This is a genomic window from Nocardiopsis lambiniae (genome assembly GCF_031845465.1).
In the GTDB taxonomy this organism is placed as follows: domain Bacteria; phylum Actinomycetota; class Actinomycetes; order Streptosporangiales; family Streptosporangiaceae; genus Nocardiopsis; species Nocardiopsis lambiniae.
The window spans coordinates 99,183-116,982 of sequence record NZ_JAVREP010000005.1; the positions used below are offsets into that span (position 1 = coordinate 99,183).

16 protein-coding genes and 5 tRNA genes are annotated in these 17,800 nt (G+C 70.6%); 7 read left to right on the plus strand and 14 right to left on the minus strand.

Annotated elements, in window-relative coordinates; all coding sequences use genetic code 11:
* Window positions 1–129: 129 nt before the first annotated feature.
* The 5 genes from RM479_RS09630 to RM479_RS09650 form a co-directional block, all read right to left on the minus strand.
* Window positions 130–203, minus strand: a tRNA-Val gene (locus tag RM479_RS09630).
* A gap of 19 nt (window positions 204–222) precedes the next feature.
* Window positions 223–297, minus strand: a tRNA-Cys gene (locus tag RM479_RS09635).
* Window positions 298–347: 50 nt separating this feature from the next.
* Window positions 348–420, minus strand: a tRNA-Gly gene (locus tag RM479_RS09640).
* 70 nt (window positions 421–490) lie between these two features.
* A tRNA-Gly gene (locus tag RM479_RS09645) sits at window positions 491–563 on the minus strand.
* A 156-nt stretch (window positions 564–719) separates the two neighbouring features.
* Window positions 720–1,151, minus strand: coding sequence for a roadblock/LC7 domain-containing protein (locus tag RM479_RS09650; RefSeq protein WP_274811886.1), 432 nt, complete (start codon window positions 1,149–1,151; stop codon window positions 720–722).
* 385 nt (window positions 1,152–1,536) lie between these two features.
* On the opposite strand from RM479_RS09650, the gene RM479_RS09655 reads away from it, so the two are divergent.
* Window positions 1,537–2,379: an aminotransferase class IV gene (locus RM479_RS09655; RefSeq protein ID WP_311511388.1), complete on the plus strand. Its 843-nt coding sequence runs from the start codon at window positions 1,537–1,539 to the stop codon at window positions 2,377–2,379.
* 79 nt (window positions 2,380–2,458) lie between these two features.
* On the opposite strand, the gene RM479_RS09660 is transcribed toward RM479_RS09655, so the two are convergent.
* Window positions 2,459–2,881 carry an SsgA family sporulation/cell division regulator gene (locus RM479_RS09660; RefSeq protein WP_274811884.1) on the minus strand — a complete coding sequence of 141 codons (423 nt, stop codon included), beginning with the start codon at window positions 2,879–2,881 and terminating at the stop codon, window positions 2,459–2,461.
* A 484-nt stretch (window positions 2,882–3,365) separates the two neighbouring features.
* Between RM479_RS09660 and RM479_RS09665 the strand changes: the two genes are divergently transcribed.
* Window positions 3,366–3,439: transfer RNA gene (locus RM479_RS09665), tRNA-Val, on the plus strand.
* A 246-nt stretch (window positions 3,440–3,685) separates the two neighbouring features.
* On the opposite strand, the gene RM479_RS09670 is transcribed toward RM479_RS09665, so the two are convergent.
* Window positions 3,686–3,979: a PGPGW domain-containing protein gene (locus tag RM479_RS09670; RefSeq protein ID WP_311511556.1), complete on the minus strand. Its 294-nt coding sequence runs from the start codon at window positions 3,977–3,979 to the stop codon at window positions 3,686–3,688.
* 614 nt (window positions 3,980–4,593) lie between these two features.
* Between RM479_RS09670 and thrS the strand changes: the two genes are divergently transcribed.
* Window positions 4,594–6,567, plus strand: coding sequence for a threonine--tRNA ligase (gene thrS / locus RM479_RS09675; RefSeq protein WP_311511389.1), 1,974 nt, complete (start codon window positions 4,594–4,596; stop codon window positions 6,565–6,567).
* A gap of 64 nt (window positions 6,568–6,631) precedes the next feature.
* Here thrS and RM479_RS09680 read toward each other — a convergent pair whose 3' ends face one another.
* The 5 genes from RM479_RS09680 to RM479_RS09700 all read right to left on the minus strand — a co-directional run bounded on the left by RM479_RS09680 (window position 6,632) and on the right by RM479_RS09700 (window position 12,993).
* Window positions 6,632–6,874: a hypothetical protein gene (locus RM479_RS09680; protein WP_311511568.1), complete on the minus strand. Its 243-nt coding sequence runs from the start codon at window positions 6,872–6,874 to the stop codon at window positions 6,632–6,634.
* A gap of 8 nt (window positions 6,875–6,882) precedes the next feature.
* Window positions 6,883–7,608: a hypothetical protein gene (locus RM479_RS09685; RefSeq protein ID WP_311511390.1), complete on the minus strand. Its 726-nt coding sequence runs from the start codon at window positions 7,606–7,608 to the stop codon at window positions 6,883–6,885.
* A 540-nt stretch (window positions 7,609–8,148) separates the two neighbouring features.
* Window positions 8,149–9,306 carry an acyl-CoA dehydrogenase family protein gene (locus RM479_RS09690; protein WP_311511391.1) on the minus strand — a complete coding sequence of 386 codons (1,158 nt, stop codon included), beginning with the start codon at window positions 9,304–9,306 and terminating at the stop codon, window positions 8,149–8,151.
* Window positions 9,303–11,309, minus strand: coding sequence for an acetyl/propionyl/methylcrotonyl-CoA carboxylase subunit alpha (locus RM479_RS09695; RefSeq protein WP_311511557.1), 2,007 nt, complete (start codon window positions 11,307–11,309; stop codon window positions 9,303–9,305). Before RM479_RS09695 ends, RM479_RS09690 begins: the two co-directional genes overlap by 4 nt.
* Before the next feature lie 58 nt (window positions 11,310–11,367).
* Window positions 11,368–12,993: a carboxyl transferase domain-containing protein gene (locus tag RM479_RS09700; RefSeq protein WP_311511392.1), complete on the minus strand. Its 1,626-nt coding sequence runs from the start codon at window positions 12,991–12,993 to the stop codon at window positions 11,368–11,370.
* Window positions 12,994–13,114: 121 nt separating this feature from the next.
* Between RM479_RS09700 and RM479_RS09705 the strand changes: the two genes are divergently transcribed.
* A complete protein-coding gene (locus tag RM479_RS09705) occupies window positions 13,115–13,759 on the plus strand; it encodes a TetR/AcrR family transcriptional regulator (RefSeq protein WP_311511393.1) in 645 nt (214 codons plus the stop codon).
* 429 nt (window positions 13,760–14,188) lie between these two features.
* Complete coding sequence (locus RM479_RS09710) at window positions 14,189–15,562, plus strand: NAD(P)/FAD-dependent oxidoreductase (protein ID WP_311511394.1); 1,374 nt, start codon at window positions 14,189–14,191, stop codon at window positions 15,560–15,562.
* Window positions 15,563–15,633: 71 nt separating this feature from the next.
* Here the strand turns inward: RM479_RS09710 and RM479_RS09715 are convergent, their stop codons facing one another.
* Together RM479_RS09715 and RM479_RS09720 are read right to left on the minus strand one after the other, a co-directional pair.
* Window positions 15,634–15,924: a metal-sensitive transcriptional regulator gene (locus RM479_RS09715; RefSeq protein ID WP_274811877.1), complete on the minus strand. Its 291-nt coding sequence runs from the start codon at window positions 15,922–15,924 to the stop codon at window positions 15,634–15,636.
* Window positions 15,925–16,425: 501 nt separating this feature from the next.
* Entirely contained in the window at window positions 16,426–16,647 is a 222-nt protein-coding gene (locus tag RM479_RS09720) for a hypothetical protein (RefSeq protein ID WP_311511395.1), read from the minus strand.
* A gap of 294 nt (window positions 16,648–16,941) precedes the next feature.
* On the opposite strand from RM479_RS09720, the gene RM479_RS09725 reads away from it, so the two are divergent.
* Complete coding sequence (locus tag RM479_RS09725) at window positions 16,942–17,439, plus strand: hypothetical protein (protein WP_311511396.1); 498 nt, start codon at window positions 16,942–16,944, stop codon at window positions 17,437–17,439.
* A 73-nt stretch (window positions 17,440–17,512) separates the two neighbouring features.
* Window positions 17,513–17,758: a DUF2630 family protein gene (locus tag RM479_RS09730; RefSeq protein ID WP_311511397.1), complete on the plus strand. Its 246-nt coding sequence runs from the start codon at window positions 17,513–17,515 to the stop codon at window positions 17,756–17,758.
* Window positions 17,759–17,800: the final 42 nt, after the last annotated feature.

Below are 17,800 nucleotides of genomic sequence, written 5' to 3' on the forward strand. Positions count from 1 at the left end.
CTGGGCGAACCGACCATGACCCGCGGGACGAAGCCTCGCATCGGGTGGCCGGGGCGTCCCCGGAGGGAACGACGAAGCGGCCCTGCGAGGAGGCCGTGGGCCTCCGAGCAGGACCGCTCCGGAGTGAAGTGGGCGATACAGGATTCGAACCTGTGACCTCTACCGTGTCAAGGTAGCGCTCTAACCAACTGAGCTAACCGCCCTCATGGGACATGAGGTGCATGGAGGCGGAGACGGGAATCGAACCCGTGTGCAGGGATTTGCAGTCCCTTGCCTCAACCACTCGGCCACTCCGCCAGGAACTGCATGGGGGAATCGCCTTGTGGACACCCATGCGGGCCTCTCCGAGCGGACGACGGGATTCGAACCCGCGACCCTCACCTTGGCAAGGTGATGCTCTACCAGCTGAGCCACGTCCGCATGCGCCTCGGAATGTTCCGAAGCCGACTCGACTCTGCCACCTCACGGCGGCGGAGTCGAATCGTTTTCGAGCGGACGACGGGATTCGAACCCGCGACCCTCACCTTGGCAAGGTGATGCTCTACCAGCTGAGCCACGTCCGCGCGGCGAGTTCCGCAGGCTTCCCGGTCTCCCGGTCCGCCCCGTTCGCTGCGTTAAGAACTCTAGCGGATTCCCGGCCGAGCGCGAAATCGGCGGTCCGGGCGGGCCCGACCCCTGCCGTGGCAGAGCCGGTGGGCGGCCCGCCGCGGCGGCGGGGGTCACGTCTCCACGTGCGCCGGTGTGGAGGGCATGTCGGGGCGCGGAGGCGCCGAGAGGTACTGGCCGACCCTCTCGATCACCTTGTTCATCTCGTAGGCGATCAGGCCCACGTCGCTGTCGGAGTCGGACATCAGGGCCATGCAGGCCCCTTCGCCGGCGGCGGCGACGAAGAGGAAGGCGCGGTCCATCTCGATGATGCTCTGCCGGATGGTCCCGGCGGAGAACTGCTTGCTGGCGCCTCCGGCGAGACTGTGCAGCCCCGAGGCGATCGCCGAGAGGTGTTCGGCCGCCGGTCGGTCCAGGCCGCTGGAGGTGGCCATGAGGAGACCGTCGGTGGACAGAACGATGGCGTGTTGTGTTCCGGAGGCCCGGGTGAGGAGGTCGTCCAACAACCAGCTGAGTTCTCCGCGGGCGGTACTCGGTGGAGTCATGTCTCTCTTTGCTCTGTCGATCGGGCGGTCGTGGACCTGGGGACCCGTGCGCCTTCGGGGCGGCCGTCATGAGGGGGAGAGCACGGCCGACCACCGCCGGGTCCCGCATAAGCGTTGCCCAGATGATAGTCATTCGTAACTTATCTTTGCGGCCGCCCCACGGGCCCCCGGGTGGGCCGCCCGTGAGTGGAGCGCTTCTGACCAGTCACGATGCGATGATGAACGGACCTGAAGAACCGGACCACGGCCGGTGCCGGTCACGACCCTTGCCAGTCCGACGGGCTGCCGGTAGGCGCCCGGAGGGCGAGATCGCCCCTGAGGTGGGAGGATCGTGTCGTCGCCCGGCTCGATCCGGGCGTCCGAGAATCGTGGGGGGTTGGGACAAATGAGGGTGTGGATCTCCGGGGCCGGTTACGGCCGTGGCGCCGTCGTCGACGAGGCCGAGGCGAGGATCCCGGTGGTCGACCACGGCATCACCGTCGGCGACGGCGTCTTCGAGACGGTGCGGGCACGGAACGGTCGCCCGTTCGCGCTCACCCGTCACCTGCGCAGACTGGTCCGCTCGGCGGAGGGGCTGGGCATGGAGACGCCCGACCTGGAGCTGATCGCCGAGGGCGTGGAACTGGCGATGGCCGCCAACCCCGACTTGACCGACGCCCGGGTGCGCATCACCGTGACCGACGGGGCGGGCCCGCTCGGCTCGGACCGCGCCGTCGGCGAACAGACCGCGATCGTGGCGCTGGGCCCCTTCCCCGGCATCCCCCCGCACACCGACGTCGCCCTCGCCCCGTGGCCGCGCAACGAGTTCGGCGCACTGGCGGGACTGAAGACCACCTCCTACGCCGACAACGTGCGCGCCCTGGCCTTCGCGAAGAGGAAGGGGGCGAGCGAGGCGGTCTTCCGCAACATCTCCGGGAACCTGTGCGAGGGCACCGGCAGCAACGTCTTCGTGGTGCTGGACGGCCGCCTGGTCACCCCTCCGCTGTCGGCGGGTCCGCTGGCGGGCATCACCCGCGAACTCGTCCTGGAGTGGTACGGGGGCGAGGAGGAGGACGTGCCGATGGGGCGCCTGCCGGAGATCACCGAGGCGTTCCTGACCTCCACCGGTCGCGACGTGCAGCCGATCCTCCACATCGACGACCTGAGGGTGTCGGCCGAGCCCGGCCCGATCACCCTGGAGGCGATGAAGGTGTTCGCCGAGCGCTCCGCGTCCGACCTGGACCCGTGACGGTTCTCCGACACGCGAGAAGGGGACGGCGCGATCGCGCCGTCCCCTTCGTCGTGGTCCGTGTGCGGGCCTCGCGGCCTCAGGAGGCCAGGTGCTGCTGGATCTCGTTGTCGAGATCGACGAACTGGGCCTCCTGGCCGGCAGGGACGATCTCGTAGGTCCGGTGGAGGAATTCGGCCAACGGCGACACCTGGGTGTCGAACTCGGCCTGGCCGAAGGGGGAGGAGAGCGCGATGCAGACGTTACGGTCGCCGTTCTCGTCCTTGGAGGGCCACACCCGCACGTCGCCCTCACCGACGGGTCGCACGATGCCGACGGTCAGGAGTTCACGGGCGAAGATCCATTCGACAGGGTCCTCCTCGCCGGTGTGGAACGCCACGCGTATCGCGTACGGGTCGTCCGCGCTGTAGTCGAGCCGAGCGACCAAGGGAACCGCGGTGCGCTCGGGAACCACGAGCCGAAGGCCCAGCTCGGCGGTGGCAGTGGTGTCGCTACTGTTCATGTTCGCCAAACCTTTTCTCGTCCGGCCCTCGCCTGTGGCGGTGCGGGTCGGTTGCCGTCTCACTCGCTCCAACGCGGTCGCTCGCGGACTATGACGTGAGTACGGAGACTTTCCTTGATGGGACCGGAGGTCTCGCCGCCCGCCCAGCGGGGTCGGCTCGCCGCAGGGCGGCTTCACGATCCTTCGTCACTGTAATGACCAGGAGAAACCAAAGATTTCCCAATGTCGGGTGGCCCGCGTCACGAGATGGTCATATCGCGGTGCCGCTTCGAGGGGCGGGAAGAGCCGGAACTCCTTCCAACTGGGGGAATGCACGCCCGTCGGGTGACTCTGCCATGAACTCGACGGTAGCGTAATGTGACCTCAGTCACATACGGATCCGGTGTCGGGTGCCGCGTGGAGCGAACACCCTCGGACATGCGCTAGAGTTTTCCTTGTCCGAACGACAGGACGGACACGGAAACGGCGGTCAGCCGCGGTTCCCGGGCGATTAGCTCAGTTGGTTAGAGCGCATCGTTCACACCGATGAGGTCACAGGTTCGAGTCCTGTATCGCCCACCCCACTCCGGAGCGACCCTGCTCGCAAGCTTCGCTTGCTCGCCGGGTCGTTTCGTCGTTTTCACCGGGGGAGACCCCCGACCCCCCGAGGTGACCCCCTCTGGCTCGGGTCGTGTCCATCGGTGATGTGGGTCGGGCGTGCTGTCGTGGCGGATGCCCCGGTCGCCGGTGGGGTCTGTTCCCGTCCCCACGACCGGGAGCGAGGACCGTCGGACATGACGAAGGGCCCGTGCGGGGCCCTTCGGGTCACTCGGAGGTCAGGCGCTCGCGTCGCAGTGCCCGTCGGGCGCGGTAGCGCTCCAACGCCCGGGCGCGCAGGCGCATGCCGTACCTCTCCGCGCGTCGGAACCAGACGCGGGCCGGCCGCACCAGCCGCCGGGCCCAACTGAACTCGGTGCTGAGGACCACCAGTCCGAGGATGATCGCGGCGACCCCCGGCCCCGGGGCCACCAGCATCACCACCCCGGCGAGGATGATCAGGGTGCCCACCGTGCCGACGAGGATGAGCCAGGGCAGGTGCAGTACGGGGTGGGCGTGCATGCGCCTGCGGAAGAGGCGCAGGCGCGCCCGGGCGCGACGCCACATGCGGGTGCTGCCACCACGGGCGGTGCGGGGGGATGTCTCCGGAGTCGAGGGGCCGTTCGGTGGTCTCGGTGACATGCGCTCACAGTATTCGGTCGAAGCGAGTCGGTGCATTCGGGTCGACTGGGGGCGGTGATCGGACGTCTGCTGATTGTCACCGATCCCGGGTTCTGGATCAATGGCCCCCGCTGAAGCTGTGGACGACTCGCTGAAAACGCGACAATTCATGACAGATTCGTCTTGATTCATGGGACCTCCGGCCGTTGGCCTGCACGGTCGACCCCGGGCGCGGTGTCCGTTACGGAACCCCGGTGCGCGATGACGGTCGAGTCCGAATCATGGGATCTGAGAGAGAACGATCCTGTTCCCCGCCCGGTTCCCGACACTTCTCATTCGCCCTTCGCTCTTCTCGGAAAGCCGCATCGGGCTCGGTGGAACCGCGTTCCCCGCGCCTGTGGACGACGGGGCGGTCGCGGCCCGGAGCCGATAGCATCGGTCCAGACATGGCGCCGCCCGCCTCGGGTGTGCCGCCGGACGTCCCACGATCTGTTCGCGTCTTACGAGGAGTCACCGTGTCCGCCGCGCCCGAGCTGCACATCACCATCGCCGGATCACCGCGTGTGGTGGCGGCCACCACCACGGCGGGGCAGGCGCTGGAGGCCGACGGCAGGACCGTCATCGCCGCCTTGATCAACGGAGAGCCCCGGGACCTCTTCCGCGAGTTGCGCGACGGCGACACCGTCGAGCCCATCGCCATCGACTCCGAGCACGGGCGGGCGATCCTGCGCCACTCCACCGCGCACGTCCTCGCGCAGGCCGTCCAGGAGCTGTTCCCCGAGGCCAAGCTGGGCATCGGACCGCCCGTCGAGAACGGCTTCTACTACGACTTCGACGTCGCCGAGCCCTTCACCCCCGCCGATCTCAAGAGCATCGAGAAGAAGATGCAGCAGATCATCAAGCAGGGGCAGCGCTTCGACCGCCGGGTCGTCACCGACGAGGAGGCCCGCGCCGAGCTGGCCACCGAGCCCTACAAGCTGGAGCTGATCGGCCTCAAGGGCGGCGCGGCCGAGGCCGCCGAGGGCGCCTCCGCCGAAGTCGGCGCCGGTGAGCTGACCATCTACGACAACATCGACCCGCGCAGCGGCGAGCAGTGCTGGAAGGACCTGTGCCGGGGTCCGCACCTGCCCACCACCAGGGTCGTCCCGGCGTTCAAGCTCATGCGCACCGCCGCCGCCTACTGGCGCGGCAAGGAGACCAACCCGCAGTTGCAGCGCGTCTACGGCACCGCCTGGGAGACCAAGGACGCCCTCAAGGCGTACCTGACCTTCCTGGAGGAGGCCGAGAAGCGCGACCACCGCAAGCTCGGCTCCGAGCTCGACCTGTTCTCGATCCCCGAGGAGATCGGCTCGGGTCTGGCCGTCTTCCACCCCAAGGGCGGCATCGTGCGCCGGGTCATGGAGGACTACTCGCGCAAGCGCCACGAAGAGGGCGGCTACCAGTTCGTCTACACCCCGCACGCCACCAAGGGCGCCCTGTTCGAGAAGTCGGGGCACCTGGACTGGTACGCGGAGGGCATGTACCCCCCCATGCAGCTCGACGGCGGTCAGGACTACTACCTGAAGCCGATGAACTGCCCGATGCACAACCTGATCTTCGACGCGCGCGGGCGCTCCTACCGTGAGCTGCCGCTGCGCCTGTTCGAGTTCGGCACCGTGTACCGGTACGAGAAGTCCGGTGTGGTCCACGGCCTCACCCGCGCCCGCGGCTTCACCCAGGACGACGCGCACATCTACTGCACCAAGGAGCAGATGGCCGACGAGCTCGACTCGTTGCTCACCTTCGTGCTGGACCTGCTGCGCGACTACGGTCTGGACGACTTCTACCTGGAGCTGTCCACCAAGGACCCGGAGAAGTCCATCGGCTCGGACGAGGTCTGGGAGGAGGCCACCGACACCCTCCGCCAGGCCGCCGAGAAGCAGGGGCTGGAACTGGTCATGGACCCGGGCGGCGCCGCCTTCTACGGACCCAAGATCTCCGTCCAGGCCAAGGACGCCATCGGTCGCACCTGGCAGATGTCCACCATCCAGGTGGACTTCAACCTGCCCGAGCGCTTCGACCTGGAGTACACCGCCGCCGACGGTTCCCGCCAACGGCCGGTGATGATCCACCGTGCCCTGTTCGGCTCCATCGAGCGGTTCTTCGCGGTGCTGTTGGAGCACTACGCGGGCGCCTTCCCGGCCTGGCTCGCCCCGGTGCAGGCGGTGGGCATCCCGATCGCCGACGAGCACGTGCCCTACCTCCAGGAGGTGGCGGCGAAGCTGCGCGCCGAGGGCATCCGGGTCGAGGTCGACGCCGGCGACGACCGCATGCAGAAGAAGATCCGCAACGCCCAGAAGCAGAAGGTGCCCTTCATGCTGCTGGCCGGTGACGAGGACATCAGCAAGGGCGCGGTCTCCTTCCGCTACCGCGACGGCTCCCAGAACAACGGTGTGCCGGTCGACGATGCGGTCGCCGAGATCATCGCGACCGTCCGCGAGCGTCGCTGACACCTGAGAAAGCGCAGCGCCCGTCCGGCATCGCCGGGCGGGCGCTCGTTCGTGGGGCGGAGGGTCAGTCGCCGTCGCGGAAGAGGTCCGCGCGGGAGATGCGGGCCGTCGAGTCGGGGTCGGGCGTCTCGTCGTCGCGGAAGAGGTCCGCGCGCGTGATGCGGGCCGTCGAGTCGGGGTCGGGCGTCTCGTCGTCGCGGAAGAGGTCCGCGCGGGAGATGCGGGCCGTCGAATTGGGGTCGGGCGTCTCGTCGTCGCGGAAGAGGTCCGCGCGGGAGATGCGCGCCGTGGCGTTGGGGTCGCTCAAGACGGATGTCACTCCTTGCTGCGTTGGGGCAAGCCGGATTGTAGCGTTCTCCCCGGTGAGCGGGGTGACGTTCCACCGGCTCGGAGCGCGTCGTCGTGCCGCCAGGCCCGCGCGGGGATGCGGGCGATCAGGTCGATGAGGTAGTCCGCCGCGGTGAGGGCCCGATCCGGGTCCAGTCGCATGACGGCCCAGGTGAGCACGTGATCCCCGCTGAAACGGACGGGGAAGGAACGTGAGCGGGGGTCCGACAGCAGCCATGCCACCGTCTCCCGGTCCAGGGCCGCGCGGGCGAATCCGTCGGCCCCCGATACCTGGAAGGCCCGGTCGAAGGCGGTCTCGGTGGGAACGGCGGTCGACGCGTCGTCGCGGCGGCGGATCTCCAGGTCGGATCCGGCACCGGGGATGCGCACGGCCACGATCCGGTAGGTGTGCTGGGCCTCGCCCCGCGCCACGGGAGCGGTCGGGCGAGGGGTGTGCTCGAAGAAGACGACCTCGTGGGCGCGGTGCCGTCCGGTCAGCACGTGGTGGAAACGGGGGGATCTGCCTCCCAGGGGACGCGGGAGCGCGGTGTCGCCCAAGGGTGCGGGGTGGTGTTCGTCGTAGGTCCACGCGTGCGCGCGCGCCCAACGTCGGAGCTCGACGACGCGTTCCTTGCGAAAGTGCGCGGAGACCACGACCGCGCCGGCCGTCACCACGACGACGACCACGGCGAGGACGGGAAGGGCGCCTTCCATCCGGTGACTCCTCCGGCCGGGGACAGGGTCGGCAGTGGACCCGAGGCGGGGCCCGCTTCGTGGGCGGACCGGGTCGCCGGGTCCGGAACACAAGGGACCCGCACTGGCCGCGTGGAGTCCATTCTGTGACGATTATGGGGACTTGTCACCCCTTGGAACCGCTGAGAGGCTGTCCGGAAAGGGCCGCGCCCGATCGGACACGGCCCCGGGGGAGCGGTGTACCGACCGCTCTGGTCGGGTACACCCGGGGCGCCACCCCGGCTCCGCGTACGGGTGCCTCCCGGACGGATCCGAGGGCCGGAGCCGTCCCGCCGCCGACGATCGCCCCCTCTCGCCCGGGCGATCCCACGGGGCGGACCCCCGAGAACACCGCTCCCGGGGACCGCCCCGATCCATCTCCAGGCCGTGTTCCTTCGAACCCGCGCTCGGCTTCGGTCCGTGCCCGGCGCGCCCGGAGAACGGGACCCCCGGTCCCGCGCTCCGGGTCTCCGGAACCCCGTGGGCGCCCTCGCACCCTGAGAAGCACGCGAAGAACAGGCCCTAGGCGGGAAGGCCCAGCTCGCGGGCGATGAGCATCTTCTGGACCTCGCTGGTGCCCTCACCGATCTCCAGGATCTTGGCATCCCGGTAGAAGCGGCCCACCGCGTAGTCGTTCATGAACCCGTACCCGCCGAACACCTGGGTGGCGTCGCGGGCGTTGTCCATCGCGGCGTTGGAGGCGATCAGTTTGGCGATCGCCGCCTCCTTCTTGAACGGCTCGCCGGCGAGCATGCGCGAGGCGGCGTCGTAGTAGGCCAGTCGGGCGGTGTGCGCGCGGGCCTCCATCTCGGCGATCTTGAACTGGATCGCCTGGTAGTGACCGATCGCGTGGCCGAACGCGTGCCGCTCGTGGGCGTAGCGCACGCTCTCGTCCACACAGCCCTGGGCCAGACCCACCGACAGCGCCGCGATGGCGATGCGCCCCTCGTCGAGGATCCGCAGGAACTGGGCGTACCCGCGCCCGCGCTCGCCCACCAGGTTGGCCTCGGGCACTCGGCAGTCCTCGAACACCAGCTCGTTGGTGTCGGAGGCGTTCCAGCCGACCTTCGAGTACTTCTGCCCGACCGAGAAGCCCGGCGTCCCCTTGGGCACCAGGATCGAGGAGATCTCCGGCCGGCCGTCCTCCCGGCGCCCGGTGACGGCCGTGACGGTGACCAACGCGGTGATGTCGGTCCCGGAGTTGGTGATGAACGACTTGGTCCCGTTGATCACCCACTCCCCGTCCTCCAGCCGGGCGGTGGTGCGGGTGGCCCCCGCGTCGGAACCCCCGTCGGGCTCGGTCAGCCCGAAGGCGCCGAGCGCCTCGCCGGCGGTCAGCCGGGGAAGGTAGGTCTTCTTCTGGTCCTCGGTGCCGAACCGGTACAGCGGCATCGCGCCCAGCGACACCCCCGCCTCCAGGGTGATCGCCACCGACGAGTCGATCCGGGCCAGCTCCTCCAGGGCCAGGCACAGCGCGAAGTAGTCGCCGCCCATGCCCCCGTACTCCTCGGGGAAGGGCAGCCCGAACAGGCCCATCCGCCCCATCTTGGCGATGACCTCGTAGGGGAAGGTCCCGTTCTCGTAGTGCTCGCCGATGACCGGGGCGACCTCGGTCCGGGCGAACTCCTCCACGGCGGCCCGCAGGTCGGCGTGCTCGGTCGACAACCGGTGGCTGTTCATCGCTGGTTCTCCTCGCTGGTGGCGGGGGTGGACGGGACCTCGGCGGTGTCCGGGGCCCCGGAAGGTTCGACGACGACCAGCACGGCGTCCATCGGGACGGACGCGCCGGATCGGACCGCGACGGTGGTCACGGTCCCGTCGATGGGTGAGGTGACGGAGTGCTCCATCTTCATGGCCTCCACGACGGCCAGCGCCTGCCCCGCGGTGACCGTGTCGCCGACCGCCACCGGCACGGCGAGCACCGTGCCGGGCATCGGGCTGCGCACGGTGCCGTCGGCGGCGGCCTCGTCGCTGCGCAGCGCGGCGTCGACGGGCTCCTCGTGCAACGTCCAGGCGGTGCCGTCGGCGCCCAGCCAGCGGTGCGCCGTGACGGGGTCATCGGCCCGCAGGTAGGTGCGGGTGCGTCCGGCGTAGGTGACGGTGAGCCGACCGCCGTCGCGGCGGGCACGGGCTGCCACGGGCTCGGAGCCGTCCACGCTCACCGAGAATCCGGTGTCGGAGCGGCGCACCCGCACCACGGCGGAGTCATGGCCGGGGGCGCGCAGCCGCCACGGTGTCCAGGCGGCTCCCCCGATCCGCCACCCGTCCGGGACGGCGAACCGGTCGGCGGTGGGCGCGGGCGGCTCCAGGTCCAGCGTGTGGTCCAGGGCCACCGCCGCGTACACCTCCTCCGGGACGTGTTCGGGGGCGGCCTCGGGCGGTGTCGACTCGATGAGGTCGGTGCTCAGATCCCCCGAGGCGACCCTGGGGTGGCGCAGCAACCTGCGCAGGAACGCGGTGTTGGTGACGCACCCCAGGAGCAGGTACCCGGCCAGGGCGGCGTCGGCGCGGCGCAGCGCCTCGGCCCGGTCCGGGCCCCACACGATGACCTTGGCGAGCATCGGGTCGAACGAGGAGGTCACCTCGCCCCCGGCGGCGACACCGGAGTCGACCCGCACCCCCTCGCCGGTGGGCTCCGCCAGGGCCAGGATCGGTCCGCCGCTGGGCAGGAACCCGCGGTCGGCGTCCTCGGCGTAGATCCGGGCCTCCACGGAGTGCCCGACCCAGGACACGTCCTCCTGGCCGAACGGCAACGGGGCGCCCGACGCCACCCGGACCTGGAGTTCCACCAGGTCCAGGCCACGTTCGCCGCGGATCGCGACGACCTCCTCGGTGACCGGGTGCTCCACCTGGAGACGGGTGTTCATCTCCAGGAACGAGAACACCAGGTCGCCGTCCGCGCCGGCCTCGGCGATGAACTCGACGGTGCCGGCACCCACGTATCCGCAGGAGCGGGCGGCGGCCACGGCGGCCTCGCCCATGGCGGCGCGCTGCTCGTCGTTGAGCAGGGGGGAGGGCGCCTCCTCCACCACCTTCTGGTGTCGGCGTTGCAGGCTGCACTCGCGTTCGCCCAGGTGGACCACGTTCCCGTGGGCGTCGGCGAGGACCTGCACCTCGATGTGCCGGGGCCGGCGCACCAGCCGCTCCACCAGCAGGGTGGAGTCGCCGAAGGCGGCCAGCGCCTCGCGTCGGGCGGCGGCGGCCGACGCGGCCAGGTCGTCGGGGGAGTGCACGGCGCGCATGCCCTTGCCGCCTCCCCCGGCGGAGGGCTTGATGAGCAGCGGATAACCGGTGGCGGCGGCCCGCTTCAGCAGGACGTCGTCGGGCAGCGGCGCCCCGGGTTCCTCGGTGAACCCGCCCAACACGGGCACACCGGCGGCGGCCACGGTCTCCTTGGCCCGGATCTTGTCGCCCATCGCGTCGATGGCGGCGGGCGGCGGTCCGACGAACGTCAGCCCCGCCTCGGCGCAGGCGCGGGCGAACGCGGCGTTCTCCGACAGGAAACCGTAGCCGGGGTGGACCAGGGTCGCCCCCGTCTCCACGGCGGCCGTGACGATGGCGTCGGCGTCCAGGTAGGCGGGCACGCGCACCGCCCGGTCGGCGGCCGACACGTGCGGGGCGTCGGCGTCGGCGTCCGTGTGGACGGCCACCGACCCCAGGCCCATCCGGCGCAGGGTGCGCATCACCCGAAGGGCGATCTCGCCCCGGTTGGCGATGAGTACGGTCGTGGTCAAGGGTTCCTCACATCCGGAAGACGCCGTAGCCCACGGGCTCCAGCGGGGCGTGGCGGGCGGCGGACAGGGCCATGGCGAGCACGTCGCGGGTGTCGACGGGGTCGATGACGCCGTCGTCCCACAGTCGGGCGGTGGAGTGGTACGGGCTGCCCTGCGCCTCGTAGGTGTCCCGGATGGGGGCCTTGAACTCCTCCTCTGCCTCGGCCGACCACTCCTCGCCGCGCGCGTTCATCTGGTCGCGGCGGACCGTGGACAGCACAGAAGCGGCCTGCTCTCCGCCCATCACCGAGATGCGGGCGTTGGGCCACATCCACAGGAAGCGGGGCGAGTAGGCCCGACCGCACATGGAGTAGTTGCCGGCGCCGAACGAACCGCCGATGACCACGGTGAACTTGGGGACCCGGGCGCAGGCCACGGCGGTGACCATCTTCGCGCCGTGTTTGGCGATGCCCCCGGCCTCGTAGTCGCGGCCCACCATGAACCCGGAGATGTTCTGGAGGAAGACCAGCGGGATGCTCCGCCGGTCGCACAGTTCGATGAAGTGGGCCCCCTTGAGCGCCGACTCGGCGAACAGGATGCCGTTGTTGGCGATGATCCCCACCGGGTGCCCGTGGATGTGCGCGAACCCGGTGACCAGGGTCGTCCCGTACTCGGCCTTGAACTCGGTGAACTCGCTGCCGTCCACGACCCGGCCGATGACCTCGCGCACGTCGTAGGGGGTGCGCGTGTCGGCGGGCACCACGCCGTACAGCTCGTGCGGGTCCAGCGCGGGCGGGCGCGGGTCGCGGGTCTCCCAGGCGGGCGGATCGAGCGGCCCGAAGGTGTCGGCGATGCGCCGCACGATGGCGAGCGCGTGGGCGTCGTCGTCGGCCAGGTGGTCGGTCACCCCCGACACCCGGGAGTGCAGGTCGCCCCCGCCCAGTTCCTCGGCGGTGACCACCTCGCCGGTGGCGGCCTTCACCAGTGGCGGACCGCCCAGGAAGATCGTGCCCTGCTCGCGGACGATGACGGCCTCGTCGCTCATCGCCGGGACGTAGGCGCCGCCGGCGGTGCACGAACCGAGCACCGCCGCGATCTGCGGGACGCCCAGCCGTGACATGGTCGCCTGGTTGTAGAAGATCCGTCCGAAGTGCTCGCGGTCGGGGAACACCTCGTCCTGGAGGGGCAGGAAGGCACCGCCGGAGTCGGCCAGGTACACGCACGGCAGGCGGTTCTGGAGGGCGATCTCCTGGGCGCGCAGGTGCTTCTTGACGGTCATGGGGTAGTAGCTGCCGCCCTTGACCGTGGCGTCGTTGGCGATCACCACCGTGGGGCGGCCGGCCACCCGCCCCACCCCGGCGATCATCCCGGCCCCGGGCGCGTCCCGCCCGTCGGCCCCGTAGAGACCGTGGGCGGCCAGGGGTGCGATCTCCAGGAAGGGTGAACCGGGGTCGAGGAGGTGGTCGACACGGTCGCGCGGCAGGAGTTTGCCGCGTTCCACGTGGCGCGCGCGGGCCTTCTCGGGTCCGCCGAGGGCCGCGGTGGCGATCCGCTCGCGCAGCTCCGAGGCGAGGGCGCGGTTCGCCGCGTCGTTGGCGGCGAACGCGGGCCCGGCGGTGTCCACCGCCGAGCCGAGTACGGATGCCCTGCTCATGCTGTCCTCTCGTGGAGGGGTGTTAATGGTCACTAACATTCGTGATGTTAGTGACCATTAACATGGGTGTCCACAGCCGGGCCGGGAAGGACCCGTCCGGAGGACGGCGAGCGGAGGCCGGATGCGCCCCAGACCGGTGGAACAGAGACCGATCGGCGAGCGTCGTCGGGAGATCCTCGCCGCCGCGGCGGGCCTGTTCGCCGAGCGCGGTTATCGCGGCGTGTCGATCGACGACATCGGCCGGGCGATCGGCACCACCGGCCCCGCCCTGTACCGGCATTTCCCCGGTAAGCGGGCGCTGCTCGGCGAAGTGCTCCTGGACATCAGCCGACGCCTGTCCCGCCGCGGCTCGGTGCTGCTGGCCCGCTCCACCGAGCCCCGTGACGCCTTGGACCTGCTGCTGCGCGGTCACATCTCCTTCGCCCTGGACGAGCCGTCGCTCATCGTCGTCCACGACCGGGAACTGCACCACCTCACCGACGAGGACAACCGCCGGGTCCGCCGGATCCAGCGCCGTTACGTGGAGGAGTGGGTGACCGTCCTGGCCGAACTCCGCCCCGACGAACCCCGCGAGGTCCTGCTCGCCTCGACGCAGGCCGCGTTCGGTCTGCTCAACTCCACTCCCCACAGCCACGTGCTGCCCCGGGGGGAGATGGCGGCCCTGCTACTGCGGATGGGCACCGCCGCCCTCCTCCCGGACCGGCCGGTGGAGGTCTCCGCGCACAACGAGGCCCACCCCGAGCGGGCCGTGGTGCCCTCGGAGTAGGGGGACCGGCCGCGGGTACCGCGGGCGGATCCGCCGTTCGCCGTCGGTCGTGAACGGACCGTTCCGTGGGTAGGGGCCCACCCGAGGGGACGGCGCGTGTCGATCGACGGTGACCCCGGGCGCACATCGGGGCCACCGACGACGTGGTACCCGGGCGCGCCGTGGGGTACCGGCGCGACCGCGCTTCCGGGACGGGCGAGCGCATCGCCGCGAAGCCCGACGACGGCCGATCCGCCGCACCCGTAAGGGATGGACCGCGTTCCGGTCCGTTCCCTCCCCCGACCGCAGAGGCGAAAGCCGACAAAGAGGTCGCCAAGAGGTGGGAACGGTGCGGCCCCGCGGGCGTGTGTCCCGCCCGGTCCGGGCTTAGGTTCGGCTCATCGGGTACGCCCGCTTCCGACGGCGACCGACACGGAGAAGGAGCAACACATGGCTCGGCCTCGAATCGTGGTGGTCGGCGCGGGGTTCGGCGGCATCCACACCCTGCGCCACCTCGAACGCCGCATTCCGACGGGGGCGGCGGACCTCGCCCTGATCGCCCCCCACGACTACATGCTCTACAGCCCGCTGCTGCCACAGGTGGCCTCCGGGCTGCTCACCCCGCAGTCGGTGGCGATGTCCGTGCACCGGCTGACCCGCGAGACCCGGCTCATCCCCGGCCACGCCGTCGGCGTCGACACCGACGACCGCGTCGTGGTGGTGCGCCGGCCCACCGGTGAGTTCACCCCGGTGCGCTACGACCGACTGGTGCTCGCGCCCGGCGCCCACACCCGGGCCTTCGACATCCCCGGCCTCACCGAGTACGCCTACGGGGCCAAGACCCTGGCCGAGGCCGTCCTCCTGCGGGATCACGTGCTCGCCCAGCTGGAGATGGCCAACGACAGCGTCGACCCGATCGAACGCGAGGAGCGCTGCCGGTTCATCGTGGTCGGCGGCGGCTACACGGGAGTGGAGACCGCGGCGTCGCTGATGCGCCTGTGCGAGGAGGCCGCCAAACGCTACCCCGAACTGCGCTCGGTGATCCGCTGGCACCTGGTCGACATCGCGCCCAAGGTGCTGCCCGAACTGGGGGACCGGCTCGGCCGCAAGGCCCTGGACCTGTTGCGCCATCTGGGCATCGAGGTCAAGCTCAAGGTGTCGGTCCGCGAGGTCACCGCCGACAAGGTGGTGCTCACCGACGGACGCGCCCTGCCCTGCCGCACCTTGATCTGGACGGCCGGGGTCTCCCCGAGCCCGCTCATGGAGAACCTGGGCGCACCCACGCCGAGGGGCCGCCTGGAGGTGGGAGCCGACCTGCGGGTGCCAGGGGAGCCCGAGGTGTTCGCCCTCGGCGACGCGGTGTCGGTGCCCGACCTTGCGGGGGAGTCGCCCTACTGTCCGCCGACGGCCCAGTACGCGACCCGGCAGGCGACTACGGTGGCGCACAACGTGGTGGCCTCCATCCTGGGGCGCCCGTTGCGGGAGTTCCGCCACCGGGACCTGGGCCTGGTCGTGGACCTGAGCGGCAGGGACGCGCTGGCCCGGGTGATGGACCTGGAGCTGAGCGGACTGCCCGCGCTGGGCGCGACCCGCGGCTACCACCTGATGGCGGTGCCCTCGCCCAACGCGCGGGCGCGCATCCTGGCCAACTGGGGCATCCGGGCGTTCATCGGAGGGGACGTGTCCCGGATGGGCTTCGCGGACCACGGGCGCCCGTCCTCGTTCGTGGCCAACGACAACGTCGACTACCTCGACGCGGAGGCGGCGGGGCGCGAGGGCGCCCGGCTGCTGGAGAACCTCAAGGCCCGGTACGGGGACATCTGACCCGGACACGACGGGGGCGGCGGACCGCTGCGGTCCGCCGCCCCCGGAACGGTGCGGGACGGGGGAGGGGATCAGGAACGGACGAGCCGGGCGATGGCCTCGGAGGCCTCCTTGACCTTGGCGTCGGCCTCTTCGCCGCCGTTGGCGACGGCGTGGGCCACGCAGTGCTTGAGGTGCTCGTCGAGCATGGCCAGGGCGAAGGAGCGCAGGGCGCTGTTCACGGCCGAGGTCTGGGTGAGGACGTCGATGCAGTACTGGTCGTCCTCGACCATGCGCTGTAGACCGCGGATCTGTCCCTCGATGCGGCGCAACCGATTGATGTGGCTCTGCTTGTCATTGCTGTAACCGTGGGTCGCAGCCATGGTCCCGCTTCCGTGTCGTTCCTGCTCAGATGCCATGAACAATACCCCCTTGAGGTATTGAACGGTCCCCTTCGGCAAGGCATTCCGCCGTTGGGTCCTCAGGTAGGAGTTTCCCAGACGAACAGGGGCGTAAGACGTCATGGGTGGACCGTCGAGTCCTCCGGACATCGCGCCCGTCCGTTACCTAGAGTGTTGCTCACGGTGAAAATTGACTACTTGGAGTAATGAATTGGTCGCGTTGCGAGTTCGCTCGGTGGGACGACGGCAGGTCGGCATCGCCGTCGTCACCTCGGTTCTTGTGGCATCCGGCGCTGTGGCGGCGGGTGCGACCTTCGGCGCCCGTGACGTGGTGGCCGCCCCGGTCACCCCTTACGCGTCGAGCACCTGGGGGCGGCTGACGCTCGACGGGTCCGTGTACGGGACGCCGGTGGAGGAGACCCTCCAGGTCATCGAGGTCTCCGGGGACGACGCCGACTCCTGGAGCGGGCTCCCCTCCTCCCCTCACCTGACGTCCGCGACGGCGACCGGCGCGGTGAGCGCCGTGACCGCCCCCGAGAGCGCGATGACCAACGCCGACGGCGCCTTCACCGGACTGGCGGTACCGACGCCCGCGGTGCCCTGGGTCGCGCGGCTGGTGGAAGGGCAGGCGCCCGACGGCAACGTGGTCCTGCGGGTCGCCACCTGGAGCAACCGGGTGCAGTGCAACCCCCCGAACGGTGTCATCGCCCAGACCTCGACCACGGCGCCCACCCTGTTCGGGCGGCCTCTCGACGCCCCGCCTCCCAACCAGGCCGGTACCGCCTCCACCCTGACGACCTTCCCGGGGGATTTCGGGGACGGTGCCACCCTGGTCCGAGTGGAGACGGTCATCGGCCATGTCGTGGAGGAGGATCACCCGTACCACGGCCATGTGGAGACCGACTACACGGCGACGGCCCAGCGCTACGACGGGGACGGGAACCCGGTGGGGGATCCGGTGACGTTGTTCGATCTGGTCCTGGGCGACGTGACGGCCGATTGCCGCCCTCCGGAACCTTCCCCGAGCCCTACGCCGTCTCCGAGCCCGAGTCCGGACCCGTCTCCTTCGCCCACCCCCAGCCCGAGTCCGTCACCTTCTCCGAGCCCGAGCCCGAGTCCGGATCCGTCTCCTTCACCCGGCCCGACTCCCAGTCCGAGCCCGAGTCCGTCGCCCGACCCGTCGCCGAGTCCGTCCCCCTCTCCGAGTCCGGATCCGTCTCCTTCGCCCAGTCCGAGTCCGTCACCTTCTCCGGACCCGTCGCCGTCTCCGAGCCCGGACCCGTCGCCGTCTCCGAGCCCGAGTCCCAGCCCGAGTCCGGATCCGTCTCCTTCGCCCGGCCCGAGCCCGTCACCGAAGCCAACCCCGGGCCCGTACCCCGAGCCCGCTCCGCCCGCCGAACCGAAGCTGCCCGTCACCGGCCCCGGCCTGGCCGCCCTGCTCTCCGGCGGTCTCATCACCGTCGGCGCCGCGATCGCGCTGCTGGCCGCCGTCCGTAAACGTCGGGCCTGATCTGGGTAAGCCCGGGGCAAGGCTCTTGCCCGTGTCCCGTGCCGAACCCACCATGTCCCTATGGGCCGAAGCGGCGACAAGGACATCCTGACCACCATCAAGGGTTTGATGAAGGAGGAGCACGCCCTGCGCGACACCCCCGGGGCCCTGTCCTCCGTGGAGCGTGGGCGGATGAAGGAGGTCGAGGAGGCCCTCGACCAGTGCTGGGACCTGCTCCGCCAGCGACGGGCCCGCGAAGAGTTCGGACGGGACCCCGACGAGGCCGAGGCCCGCTCGGTGGCCGAGGTCGAGAACTACCGCCAGTGAAGCCGGACCGACCGCAACCGCGGGCCGTCGGCGGGCATCAAC